Source organism: Anaerobutyricum hallii, assembly GCF_900209925.1.
GTDB lineage: Bacteria > Bacillota > Clostridia > Lachnospirales > Lachnospiraceae > Anaerobutyricum > Anaerobutyricum soehngenii.
Genome location: NZ_LT907978.1, coordinates 1,407,966 through 1,421,793, shown reverse-complemented (window position 1 = coordinate 1,421,793; position 13,828 = coordinate 1,407,966). Strand labels below are relative to the sequence as shown.

Annotated in this window: 10 protein-coding genes; all 10 read right to left on the bottom strand. The window is 37.4% G+C overall.

Annotated elements, in window-relative coordinates; genetic code table 11:
• Positions 1 to 9: 9 nt before the first annotated feature.
• The 10 genes from folK to ilvN all read right to left on the bottom strand — a co-directional run bounded on the left by folK (position 10) and on the right by ilvN (position 13,820).
• Positions 10 to 834, bottom strand: a complete 825-nt coding sequence (gene folK / locus EHLA_RS06515; RefSeq protein WP_096239876.1) for a 2-amino-4-hydroxy-6-hydroxymethyldihydropteridine diphosphokinase — start codon at positions 832 to 834, stop codon at positions 10 to 12.
• Complete coding sequence (gene folP, locus EHLA_RS06510) at positions 835 to 1,644, bottom strand: dihydropteroate synthase (RefSeq protein ID WP_096239875.1); 810 nt, start codon at positions 1,642 to 1,644, stop codon at positions 835 to 837.
• On the bottom strand, positions 1,641 to 2,948 hold the full coding sequence (locus EHLA_RS06505) for a bifunctional folylpolyglutamate synthase/dihydrofolate synthase (protein ID WP_096239874.1): 1,308 nt from the start codon (positions 2,946 to 2,948) through the stop codon (positions 1,641 to 1,643). The genes folP and EHLA_RS06505 overlap by 4 nt, the downstream gene beginning before the upstream one ends.
• 175 nt (positions 2,949 to 3,123) lie before the next feature.
• Positions 3,124 to 5,232: a glutamine synthetase III gene (locus EHLA_RS06500; RefSeq protein ID WP_096239873.1), complete on the bottom strand. Its 2,109-nt coding sequence runs from the start codon at positions 5,230 to 5,232 to the stop codon at positions 3,124 to 3,126.
• A 416-nt stretch (positions 5,233 to 5,648) separates the two neighbouring features.
• Complete coding sequence (locus EHLA_RS06495; RefSeq protein ID WP_096241574.1) at positions 5,649 to 7,037, bottom strand: glycine--tRNA ligase; 1,389 nt, start codon at positions 7,035 to 7,037, stop codon at positions 5,649 to 5,651.
• A gap of 141 nt (positions 7,038 to 7,178) precedes the next feature.
• The gene (gene recO, locus EHLA_RS06490; protein WP_096239872.1) at positions 7,179 to 7,916 is read right to left on the bottom strand and encodes a DNA repair protein RecO; all 738 of its coding nucleotides are present in this window, start codon (positions 7,914 to 7,916) and stop codon (positions 7,179 to 7,181) included.
• A 9-nt stretch (positions 7,917 to 7,925) separates the two neighbouring features.
• Positions 7,926 to 8,831 (bottom strand): GTPase Era, encoded by a 906-nt coding sequence (gene era, locus EHLA_RS06485; protein WP_096239871.1) that lies wholly within the window; start codon positions 8,829 to 8,831, stop codon positions 7,926 to 7,928.
• Positions 8,832 to 8,848: 17 nt separating this feature from the next.
• Positions 8,849 to 11,767, bottom strand: coding sequence for an insulinase family protein (locus EHLA_RS06480; RefSeq protein ID WP_096239870.1), 2,919 nt, complete (start codon positions 11,765 to 11,767; stop codon positions 8,849 to 8,851).
• Positions 11,768 to 12,016: 249 nt separating this feature from the next.
• The gene (ilvC, locus tag EHLA_RS06475) at positions 12,017 to 13,036 is read right to left on the bottom strand and encodes a ketol-acid reductoisomerase (protein WP_005346657.1); all 1,020 of its coding nucleotides are present in this window, start codon (positions 13,034 to 13,036) and stop codon (positions 12,017 to 12,019) included.
• A 292-nt stretch (positions 13,037 to 13,328) separates the two neighbouring features.
• On the bottom strand, positions 13,329 to 13,820 hold the full coding sequence (gene ilvN / locus EHLA_RS06470; protein WP_021907898.1) for an acetolactate synthase small subunit: 492 nt from the start codon (positions 13,818 to 13,820) through the stop codon (positions 13,329 to 13,331).
• Between the last annotated feature and the right edge of the window lie 8 nt (positions 13,821 to 13,828).

The following is a 13,828-nucleotide window of genomic DNA, read 5'->3' as shown; positions in this document are numbered from 1 at the left end:
CTGCTTCCTTTATTGTTCTTTTCCTTTTAAATCCTCTAAAATATCTGCGTATCTTCTTCGTTCTAACGGATGTATTCCTCTTGGATATAACATGCATAGCGGTTCTAATACAAAAAGCCGCTTTGTCATCTCCGGATGTGGAAGGGTTAAATCTTCATCTTCCGTTACCAGATCATCATATAAAAGAATATCAAGATCTAATGTTCTTGGTCCCCAGTGGATTTCTCTTTTACGGTTTGCTTCATTCTCAATCTGGTGAAGCTTGTCAAGAAACTCTTCCGGAGTATAAAGGGTTTCTATATAATATACTGTGTTTAAGAACTTTCCCTGCTCGGTATAACCATAAGGCTCCGTCTCGATAATGGAAGCAGACTTAAAATTTCTTGTCTTTGGCAATCCACTTACCCGTTCTTTTGCCAGTTTCATATATTCTTCCCGCTCTCCAAGGTTCGACCCAACACCAATATATACTTTATGCCAGCTCCTCTTAATTTTAACGGAAGCATAATCCATATGCATTAATACTGGCGCCCATGGCTTTTTCACTTCAATCTCTACTTCATTTATCTGTGGAAATTGTAAAAGAATACATTCGGCAAGACGTTCAGCCACTCTTTCTAAAAGCTTATCATTTTGCTTTGTCATCTCTTTTTTTACACACCGGCAGATATCTCCATAACTTACGGACAGATCAAGTTCATCTGTTTTCCCGGCTTCTCTTGTATCCACTTTAGAAATAATATCTACCAGAAACTTCTGTCCAAGAACGTTCTCTTCTTTATACACCCCATGGTGACAGAACACTTCCAGATTCTTTACACTTATCTCGTCCATTTATTTTGCCTCCAGAATTGCCTCAATCATTTTCATTTCTCTGTAATTTGTCTTTACATCATGTACACGAAAAATAGAAGCCCCTTTCATTCTTCCAAGAACCGTTGTTGCAGCAGTTCCCTCTTCTCTTTGATCTACCGGTAAATCCAAAGCAAGACCAATCACAGACTTTCTCGAAGTGCCCAGAAGAACCGGAAGCCCCCATCTTGAAAAAACGTCCATATGCTTCATAATAGAAAGATTCTGTTCAAAGTTCTTTCCAAAACCTACCCCCGGATCAAGAACAATTCTTTCTTCCTTAATTCCTGCTTTTTTTGCGATAGCAAGCGTTTCTTCTATATCTGAGCAAAAATCTTCAATAAAATCCTTATATTCATGATTATCTCTGTTATGCATCAGACAACAGGCAACCTCTTCTTTCGCAAGCAGCGGAGCAAGCCTTTCATCCCATTTTAATCCCCAGATATCATTAATCATATCCGCTCCCGCAGCAATTCCTGCTTTAGAAACTTCGTATTTATAAGTATCTAAGGATATCGCAATATCAAAATTCTTTTTTATGGCTTCAATAACCGGTACAACTCTTTCTATTTCTTCCTGATCTGTAATCTTTTTGTGTCCTGGTCTTGTAGATTCTCCACCGATATCTAAAATAGCTGCACCTTCATTTATCATTCTTTCTGCCTGCTTTAATGCAAGATCCACAGACTGAAACTTTCCACCGTCTGAAAAAGAATCCGGTGTCACATTTAAAATTCCCATGATATACCCTTTATGTAAAAGGTCAAATTCGTACTTTCCTATTTTCACAATATATCCTCCATTTCTTCCATAAAAGAAAGGGATCCACAAGCCACAAGTACATCATCCGGCTTAGCGGTATCCAGTGCCCGAAAAACTGCTGCATTTACATCTGATTCAATCGTGACGGAAACATCTGCCACTTCTTTTATCGTATCTGCTAAAATCTGCGCTGACAACCCTCTTTCATTTTTGGGCTTAAATACATAAACTTCTTTTGCCATCGGCATAAGATATCGGAGCATTTTTTTATATTCTTTATCCTTTAACACTCCCATTATATAAATGATTTTCTTATTTGTAAAATATTTTTGTAAAAATGCAGCTAATTTCTTAGCTCCATCCGGATTGTGCGCCCCATCTCTGTAAAATAGGGGTTCTTTTTTTAGGACCTCTAATCTTCCCGGCCAGCACGTTCGGATAATCCCTCCCTGCTGTGCTGATTTCACATTCATCTTATCTAGTTCTTTAGCAATAGCTTTCCTTGCATTATTTTTCTCATAATCTTTACGAAATAAATATTCGGATGCGGCAAGTGCTGTAACCGCATTTGAAACCTGATGTCTCCCCGGAAGCTTTGTCTCATACCTTTGTTCTTTCCACAAAAACGTACTTCCATAAGGGGTCTCCGATAGCACTTCATAGTCCGTCGGTTCTATCTCAATACATTTTACCTTTTTCTTCGTTGCTTCCTGCTCTATGACTTTACAAACTTCATCCGAATTCTCAGATAAGATAACCGGACAGCTCTCTTTTATAATTCCGGCTTTTTGCCAGGCAATCTCTTCTAAAGTATCACCTAAAAATGCCTGATGATCATAGCTGATTGATGAAATAACAGTAAGTTCTGGATGCTTGATTACATTTGTCGCATCCATTCTTCCACCCATTCCGACTTCAATCAGTGCATAATCCACTTTTTCTTCCTTAAAATACAAGAAAGAAATTGCTGTCTCCACTTCAAAAAGCGTTGGTTTTAGACCTGTTTTTTCTTCTTCTCTTTTCATTGCTTCTTCTACAATATTATATAACCGCGCTAACTTATCTTTTGTAATATATTCCCCATTAATCTGAAATCTTTCTTCATAGCAGGAAATGGTAGGAGAAATATATCTTCCAACCTTAAAGCCTGCTGCTATTAATATAGAAGAAAGATAAGCAAAGATGGAGCCCTTTCCATTCGTTCCGGCAATATGCACAATCTTTAAATTATCTTCCGGATGCCCAAGTTCTTCTAACAAACCCTCAATGGCATCAAGTCCCGGAACACTGCCCCTTTTTTTTAACTCTTCTATTAAAGAAATGTAATTCATCCCTGACGCTCCTTCATTTTACTGCGTATACAATCGAGGATTATCATAGCACACTATGAGAAAGAAATCCAGCGTATGATTTGATTCATAAGATGGAAATCAGAAAAAACGAACCCCGAAGATACGATATACTACCTTCGGGGTTCGTTTTTTAATTTATTTCTTAGTCTGTTTCTTAAACTTCAAAGATTAAATCACCATAACTTGGGAATGGCCATGCAGATTTTGCAACTAACATTTCAAGCTTATCTGCTGGTTTTCTTAACTCATCCATTGCTGCAAATACAACATCATGATAATAATGACCCTGTTCTGCACCTTCTTCCATTTCTTCTGCTTTATTCGTTACTTCTTCAAGATGTGCAAGAGCTGCGTACATCGCCTTTAAGTTAGCAGAAATATCTGCCATTAATGCTTCCTGTACAGAAGTATCTACAGCACTGCTTGCTGCCTTAATCGCATTAACAGATTCTGCTAAGCTTGTCTGATACTTAATTGTTGCAGGAACGATCTGTTTCTTTGCCATATCAATCATGGTTAATGCTTCAATATTGATTGTCTTAGCGTATGTCTCATACATAACTTCTGCACGAGATTCCATCTCAGCCTTTGTATATACACCATGTTTTTCAAAGATTTCAACTGCATCCTCTTTTACTAAAGCAGGAACAGCATCTACCATACATTTGATATTTGGAAGTCCTCTTCTCTCAGCTTCAGCAACCCATTCATCAGAGTAACCATTACCATTAAAGATAATTCTGTTATGTGCTGCAATTGTATCTTTGATCATGTCATGAATAGCCATTGGTAAGTCATCGGATGCTTCCAGACGGTCTGCCATGTCAGATAATACTTCTGCAACAATTGTATTAAGTACTGTATTCGGGTCTGCAATAGACTGTGTAGAACCAACCATACGGAATTCAAACTTGTTACCAGTGAAAGCAAATGGAGATGTTCTGTTACGGTCAGTAGCATCCTTCTGGAAATGTGGAAGAGAATGTACACCAGAGATATATTCTTCTCCCTCTAAAGAACTTGTAGCTTCTCCATTATCTACGAACTGTTCTACAACGTCCTCTAACTGTTCTCCTAAGAAGATAGAAATAATTGCAGGAGGTGCTTCATTCGCTCCTAAACGATGATCGTTACCTGGAGTGGAAGCAGAAAGACGAAGTAAATCTGCATGTTCATCTACTGCACGAAGAATTGCAGCAAGGAATAATAAGAACTGCATATTTTCGTGTGGTGTTTCACCTGGATCTAAGAGGTTCTCTCCTTCATCTGTACAGATAGACCAGTTATTATGTTTACCAGAACCATTAATTCCTGCAAATGGTTTTTCATGTAAGAGGCATTTCAGACCTAATTCATCTGCAACACGCTGTGCTGTTTCCATTACTAACTGATTATGGTCAGTAGCAATGTTGTTCTGATCATAAATTGGAGCGATTTCGTGCTGAGCTGGTGCAACTTCATTATGCTGTGTTTTTGCAGAAATACCAAGCTTCCATAATTCCTCGTTGAACTTCTCCATGAATTCAAGAACTCTTTCTGGAATAACACCAAAGTAATGGTCGTCCATCTCCTGTCCTTTTGGAGGCATCGCACCAAATAATGTTCTTCCTGTAAAGATTAAATCTTTTCTCTTTAAGAATTTTTCTTTATCAACAAGGAAATATTCCTGTTCCGGTCCAACGGATGTTGTAACATGTTTTGCTGTTTTATTTCCAAATAATCTTAAAATTCGAAGTACCTGTATCTCTAATGCCTGCATGGAACGAAGAAGAGGTGTCTTCTTATCAAGAGCTTCTCCTTTATAAGAACAGAATGCTGTCGGAATACAAAGAATAGTTGAATGTGGTGTTTCCTTAATGAAAGCAGGTGAAGTACAATCCCATGCTGTATATCCTCTTGCTTCAAATGTTGCTCTTAAACCACCAGATGGGAAAGAAGAAGCATCTGGCTCACCTTTGATCAGCTCTTTACCGGAAAAACGAAGTAAAGTTGTTCCATCGCCCTGGGGATCAATAAATGCATCATGTTTCTCAGCCGTAATACCTGTTAATGGCTGGAACCAGTGAGTAAAATGTGTTGCTCCCTTTTCAATAGCCCATTCTTTCATCTCATGTGCAACAATATCAGCTACTTCCGGATCAAGTTCCGCACCGGCATCAATGGTAGCCTTCATCTTCTTATATGCAGCTTTAGGAAGTCTTTCTTTCATTACTGCGTCATTAAAAACATTGGAACCAAAAATTTTCTTCACATCTGTTTTCATAATTATTACATCCTTTCATGTGTATTCTTTTCATCGACAATTACTAATTTTTGCTCGAAGATTAAAAAATATAAAAAGCGCCCGAGAATCCTTGTGATTCGCGAACGCCATTGTTCTCATCGAGATTGAATTATTTACTTTTTGCAATTGCTAAATATAAAATACCTCTATTTGTTAAAAAATGCAAGTAGTTTTTCTGTTTTTTTTCACTTTCATGAAATTAGACAAAAATAACTTGGTTTTATAAATCAAATTCCTATATTTTAAACAATCGACTTACTTTTTACTTAATTTTGTTAATCCAATCCCAAATATCCCACAAAAAAAGCCCCGCAAAAACCATTGGCAATATGTTGTTCAGGTTTTTGCGGGGGATGACGTCCAATTATCCCGCTGAGTATTTTGTAAAATTCTTACTAATAATTGAATTTTTCAGCGAAGTAATCCTTCAAATCTTCAATCTTAATTCTTTCCTGTTCCATGGTGTCACGATCACGTACTGTAACCGCACCATCTTCTACTGAATCAAAATCATAAGTAATACAATAAGGTGTACCAATCTCATCCTGACGGCGATATCTCTTACCGATGTTTCCTCTGTCATCAAATTCGCAGTTATAAATCTTACTTAATTCATGGTAAATCTTTTCAGCACCTTCATTAAGCTTTTTAGAAAGTGGTAAGATACCTACCTTTACAGGTGCGATTGCCGGGTGGAAATGCATAACATTTCTCACATCACCATCTTTAATCTCTTCCTCATCATATGCTGCACATAAGAATGCTAAGGTTACACGATCTGCACCTAATGATGGCTCAATAACATAAGGAATATACTTCTTCTTCTCTTCATCATCAAAGTAAGTAAGATCTACTTTAGATACTTCCTGATGACAAGTAAGGTCATAATCTGTACGGTCAGCAATTCCCCATAACTCACCCCATCCAAATGGGAATAAGAATTCAATGTCGCTTGTCGCTTTAGAATAGAAAGATAATTCTTCTTTATCATGATCTCTGATTCTTAATTCTTCATCTTTTAATCCTAAATCTTTTAACCAGTTTACACAGAAGTCTTTCCAGTATGCAAACCATTCTAAGTCTGTATCAGGCTTACAGAAAAACTCCAGCTCCATCTGCTCGAACTCTCTTGTACGGAAAGTAAAGTTACCTGGTGTAATCTCGTTACGGAATGACTTACCGATCTGTCCGATACCAAATGGAATCTTCTTACGGGAAGTACGAGCTACATTCTTAAAGTTTACAAAAATACCCTGTGCCGTTTCCGGTCTTAAATAAACCGTATTCTTTGCATCTTCTGTAACACCCTGGAATGTCTTAAACATCAGATTAAACTGTCTGATATCTGTAAAATTATGCTTTCCACAGCTTGGACATGGTACATTATTATCATCAATGAACGCTTTCATCTTCTCCTGAGACCATCCATCTACAGAAGATTCTAATTCAATATCATGTTCCTGTGCAAAGTCTTCGATAATCTTATCTGCACGAAATCTTTCTTTACACTCCTTACAATCCATTAACGGATCAGAGAATCCTCCGAGATGACCGGAAGCAACCCATGTCTGTGGATTCATCAGAATCGCACAGTCAACACCTACGTTATAAGGGCTTTCCTGAATGAACTTCTTCCACCAGGCTTTTTTAACATTATTCTTTAATTCTACGCCAAGATTTCCGTAGTCCCATGTATTCGCCAGACCGCCATAAATTTCAGAACCCTGGTATACAAATCCTCTCGCTTTTGCAACTGCAATAATCTTGTCCATTGTTTTTTCCATGATTTCTACCTCATTTTCTTTATTCGATATATTCTCGTCTTTTATTCTACCCTGTCTCTTCTGCCAATGCAAGTCCTTTTTGTCAGACATAAAAAAGATTAATTTAAAAATGACAGAACCTTCCTGTCTAAGGAATACAGTTTATAATATAGCAAGCATTTCTGCTGACTTAAATTTATGTTCAACATGAATTGTAAAATAACGATTCACTATCCACTCAAATTCTTTTTCAATCGTTTCCTTCAAGGCAAAAGAATAGAGCTGATTTAAAGGAACAGAAGATACAAACTGTAAAACGTAAAGCACAGACGGATCAACTTCTCTTCCCTGTCCTTTTGCTGCACACGTGCTGCAAAGCATTCCGCCATCTTCAAACGAGATTCGGATCAGTTTCTCATCATTCCCACAGTGAACGCATTGAAAACACTGAAGACCAAATCCGGCAAACTGTAATATCTTTAATTCATAAATTCTTCGTATCAAAGATAATGGTATCAGTTTCTTTTTCATTGCAAGGAAAGTCACAAATAAAAGATTCAGTATATTTCTCTCATCCTGACCTTCCATTGTAAAATATTCTGCTACTTCTGCAAAATAGGAACTATAATAAATATCCTCTAAATTATCTTTTAAAAAATGAAAATAATCTTTACATTCTGCAGAATTTAAATATGTATAATTCCTTGTATCCGTAACCATAAATTCACAGTATATAAGCGGCTGTGTTACACCAAACAACGGATGCTTTGGTCTCCGGCTTCCTCTTGCAAATACCTGTAACTTTCCTCTTTCCTTTGTAAGAATCGTAAGGCGTCTGTCATTCTCCCCGACAGGGTAAACTGACAGAATGATTCCTGTCACCTTCGTCTGTTCACTCATCGCTGCCTTTTACAGTTCTTTCTTATTATATCCATAGTTTTTAAGAAGGATATCACTGTCTCTCCAGTCTTTTCTGACCTTTACCCAAAGTTTTAAATTCACCTTCGTATCAAGCAGGTTCTCCATTTCCTCTCTTGCCTGTGTACCGATTTCTTTAATCATGGAACCTTTTTTCCCAATGATGATCCGCTTATGAGATTCTCTTTCACAGACAATAACTGCCTCAATATCTACAATATCTCTGCCTTTTCTATTCTTCATTCTCTCAATAACGACAGCAATACCATGAGGAATCTCCTGACTTAACAGACGAAGCGCTTTTTCTCTGACAAGTTCTGCAACAATCTGTCGTTCCGGCTGGTCAGTAACCGTATCTTCATCATAGTACATCGGACCTTCTGGAAGATAGTTAAAGATAGAGTGTACCAGATCGTCGGTATTATTCCCTTCTAATGCACTTACCGGAATGATTTCTGCAAAATTACACTGATCTTTATATGCAACAATCGCCTTTAACACTTCTTCCTCTGAAGCAATATCTGTTTTGTTGATAACAAGGAAAATCGGTGTCTTTACATTCTGAAGCTTTTCGATAATATACTGTTCTCCTCCGCCAATAAACGTTGTCGGCTCGACTAACCATAAAATCAGATCAACTTCATTCAATGTGCGCTCCGCAGCCATAAGCATATAATCTCCCAGCTTATTCTTTGCTTTATTAATTCCTGGTGTATCAAGGAAGACAATCTGCCCTTCCTCACTTGTATATACTGTTTGAATCCTGTTTCTTGTTGTCTGTGCCTTACTTGAAGTAATAGCGATTTTCTGGCCGATCAATTGATTCATCAACGTAGACTTTCCGACATTTGGACGGCCAATAATAGTTACAAATCCTGATTTAAAAACTCTGTTCATATTTTCTTTTTCCCTCTCTATTGTGTCAGGCTGCTTACCTGCTTAAATAATTCTTTCTCTTCTTCTAATTTACGATCATTACCAATCGCACATACTGTTCCTGCATCCATCATTGTCTCAATATAACCTGCAAGAGAACGAATCGTTTCTTCCGTAGCATCAAGAACCTGATTTCTCTCTTTTTGAATCATCTCTACTGTAACACCGGACTGGTATGCATGGAAAGAACGATCTCCTAATGCAGCCGGCTCTAATGGCTGATCGATTCCACTAATCGTTCCGATAATATATTTTGTCATATCACGCTGTCCTGCTTCAAAATTCTTTACATACTCTGCTGCCTTTTTATATACATCAAGAGTCGCAGATAAATTCGGATCTCTATAGGAAGTAAAGAAGCCGTATCCATTTCTGGAAAAGCTGCACATACATCCATATGCCCCTCCTGTTACGCGGACATTCACCCAAAGATAATCATAGGAAAAAATTGTTTTTAATACTTTTAATGCTCCGGTATACTCCTGTCCTTCCTTTTCAAAGCAGCCACCGCTTGCTACATACTGTACCTTACTTGCTGTTTTAAATCCTTCATTCTTTTTCTCCATATTGAACGTCGGAACTGCTTTTACACAAGGCATCTCGTAAAGCATACGGTTAAACTGTAACATTTCCCCTTCAAGAAGAGACTTAAAATTAAATTCTCCTGTAAGAGACAGTGTCAGATTCTCTTTACGGAAAATACACATCTGGGCTCTCACCAGCTGTTTAACCAGAAGTTCTGCATTACTGTCAAAGTTCTTATCAAGCTTCTTTATAAATTCATAAAAACCGATTCCCTCAGCCGTATCTTTATATTTCATCATCGGGTCAACGTAAGAAAGCGCACGATTAGCCGCATAAACATGGCCTGATGCCGGAATTCTCGTATCCATCTTTGTACGAAGTTCAGAGATAATCTCTTTTAAACGCTTTTTATTATCTACTTTTGAATTCAGAAGAACTTCTTTAAGCAAAGCCATTCCATCAGCAACCTGTTCTTCCATACACTTCATCTGGACACTAAAATAAGGACGATATCCATCTTTTTTCCATACAAGTACATTCATACCTGTCTGGAATGACAGCCCTCCGATTTTCAAATTAATCTCTGTTGCCAGATCATTATAAGAAAAATGCTCTGTATCTACATAACGATAAATCTCTGTCAATAATGTTGCGTATGGAATCAACTCCTCAGGAAGTTCTGACATATCAAAACAAAAATCCGAATAAACAATTCCATTTGTATGATATTCATGTACAACCGCTGTTGTATCTCCAATCACCATCTCTTTATTTTTAAATGGACGCACCTCTCTTGAAATATCACTCAGGCTCAGAGTAGGAATCTTTTCTAATTCTTCCGGTGTCGATGGTGTTTCTTGAAATTCCTTTAACTTTTTCGTATCTTCAATCAGATAATTTAACTGCTTGCTATTTAATTTATTCTTCATGTTAGCAAGCTGTGCTTTTAATTCTTCTTCCAGACGTTCATTCTTTCCTTCTTCCGGATACAGATATACATAAGCTTTATGTGTGTTATCTAAAAAACTCTCTTTAATAAGCTGTTCAAAATAACCCGTATCTACCTTTTCTTTTAACGCAGCAAGTGGAGTCAGGGAATCCGCAAGCTCCAACGCTTTGGTATCATCATAAAGCCAGCTGTTTAAGAAATTGAGACCATAGATCAGCCCCTTTGGGAAACGCCCAAAATCTGCTTCTCTGTACTTAAATTCATAATTATTGATTGCAGAATAAATTGCCTTTTTATTAAGACCCTTTTCCACCTGTTCCTTCAAAGCTTCCTCTACAGTCTGAACAAACAGATCTTCCTTTCCTTTGCCGGCATTCTTTACGATAATAGAAAATAAAGGCTGCTGAATTCCTCCATCGTAATAACTATCCACATCTTTTCCAAGACCAGCATCAATCAGCTTCTTTCTGACCGGTGCTCCAGGCATAGTGAAAAGTACATAATCAAGAATCTGCATAGCAAGTCCGCGTTCATTATCACAACTGTCCCCTGCAGCTACATTATAACTCAAATATACACCCTCTTCTTCCTCTTCAGAAACAGAGTACGTATCTTTCAATGTCTCCGGAGTTAAGAAAGGTTTCTGTAATGTAACTTCAGAATCAATCACTTTCTTTCCATAGTGGCTTAAATACTCTTCATCAATAAATTCCAGTTCTTTTGCAAAGTCAACATTTCCGTAAAGATAAATATAACTGTTCGATGGATGGTAGTACTTACTGTGAAAATCTAAAAACTTCTCTCTCGTAAGTTCAGGAATCGCATCCGGATCACCACCGGACTCATATGCATATGGCGTATCTTTTAAAAGTGCTTCCTGAATCTTTCTTGCCAGAACATCATCCGGCGAAGAAAATACTCCCTTCATCTCATTGTATACAACACCATTAAACTTCAGTTCGTCATCTCTGTCAGCAATCTCATAATGCCAGCCTTCCTGTTTAAGGATCTCATCTCTCTTATAAATATTAGGATGAAAAACTGCATCAAGATAAACATGCATTAGATTATGATAATCCTGATCATTACAACTTGCGATCGGATATACCGTCTTATCCGGATATGTCATCGCATTTAGAAATGTATTCAACGATCCTTTTGCCAATTCAATAAAAGGATCTTTTGATGGAAACTTATCTGAACCACATAAAACGGAATGTTCCAGAATATGAGCAACTCCGGTATCATCTGCCGGCGGAGTACGGAATGCAATACTAAATACCTTATTCGTATCATCATTCTCTACCAGAAGAACTCTGGCCCCGGTCTTCTTATGTTCCAATACACAGCCATATCCATTCAGCTCTTCTATTTTTTCCTTTTGTATAAAGGAATAATTTTTAAAATCTGTTTCTTTTAGCATTCGCTATCTTCCTCCTGCTTTTTATAATTTACAACTATTCAGAACCATATATAGTATGTCCCTGTTTTATGGCTTCCTATTCCAATATGCCATTATGCAATGCATTTTAAACACGCAGTGAATTTACAAATGCATTGCAGACTATTTAATATCATAACACAAGTAAACAAAAAAAAGAAGGTCTTACCGAAGTAAAACCTTCTTTCCATTTTTATAAAATATTCAGCAAATATGTAGGTGACATTTCAATTAGTTGTTGATAAGCTGATCTTCATCACTCCAGCTATACAGCTTACGGATATCTGCACCAACTTTTTCTGATGGATGCTCAGAAGCAAGCTTTCTCATAGCTTTGAAGTGTACCTGAGATCCTGCATCAGACATATCAAGTAAGAAGTCTTTTGCGAATGTACCATCCTGAATATCGGAAAGAATCTGTTTCATTGCTTTCTTTGTCTCAGCTGTTACGATCTTAGGACCTGTGATGTAGTCACCGTATTCAGCTGTATTAGAGATGGAGTATCTCATTCCAGCAAAACCTGACTGGTAGATTAAGTCTACGATTAACTTCATCTCATGGATACATTCGAAGTAAGCATTACGTGGATCATAACCAGCTTCGCAAAGTGTTTCGAAACCAGCCTGCATAAGAGCACAAACACCACCACAAAGTACTGCCTGCTCACCGAATAAGTCAGTTTCTGTCTCTGTTCTGAATGTTGTTTCAAGAAGACCTGCTCTTGCTCCACCGATACCAGCACCATAAGCTAATGCAAGTTCCTGAGCTTTTCCTGTGTAATCCTGCTCTACAGCAACAAGACAAGGTGTTCCCTTTCCAGCTAAATACTCAGAACGTACTGTATGACCTGGAGCCTTAGGAGCGATCATTGTTACATCAACGTTAGCAGGTGGTACGATACATCCGAAGTGAATGTTGAAACCATGAGCGAACATTAACATATTACCTTCTTCAAGGTTTGGCTCAATACTTTCTTTGTAAAGTTTTGCCTGTTTCTCATCGTTGATTAAGATCATGATGATATCTGCCTGCTTTGCAGCTTCTGCTGCTGTATAAACTTTTAATCCCTGCTTCTCAGCTTTTGCCCAGGATTTACTTCCTTCATAAAGACCAACGATAACATCACAACCAGATTCTTTTAAGTTTAATGCATGAGCATGTCCCTGGCTACCATATCCAATAATCGCAATTTTTTTTCCGTCTAATAAAGATAAATCACAATCTTCCTGATAAAAAATTTTTGCTGCCATTTTTTGTTCCTCCTGTAATAATTATAAAAATTAATTTATTCAATTATCAAAATTGATTTCATCTCTTCTGATAAGAATTTCAATCGTTATAATACTCCTCTTTATTTCATAAATCAAGGTAATTTTGAGTATTTCTTAAAAAAATTTTGTTAAAAATGAATTAAACTACCCATTTCCCTTCATTTGGCTAAAAAATACTACGAATTTTCATCAAAAAAAGAAGGGATATTCAAATATCCCTTCTTAATACAGAAAACCCTTCTGTTTAAATATCTTTTATATCACACAGGAATTAATTTAGTGTGCTGACACCTCGTCCAAGTCCTGTAATTCCGGTACGAACCATCTCCAGAACCTCAAAATCGGCCATAAGATTTAAAAATGCATCCAGCTTATTCTGATTACCAGTCAGTTCGATCATAAGTGAGTTCGCTGCCACATCCACAACCTTTGCGCGGAAGATATCTGCGATAGCGATAATCTCCTGCTTCTCTTTCTTATCCGCCATCACTTTTACAAGTACTAGTTCGCGGCATACGGAATGATTATTCTCAAGCTCTACAATCTTACGTACCTCTACCAGTTTTGCAATCTGATTACGAATCTGTTCAAGAATCTGATTATCACCACTTACAGCTACTGTAATACGAGTGTACTTCGGATCATTCGTGATACCGGCTGTAATGCTGTCAATATTATAACCGCGTCGGCTGAAAAGAGCCGCTACTCTTGCTAATACACCTGGATTATTATCTACTAAAAGAGATAAAACAATCTGTCTCATATATTCTT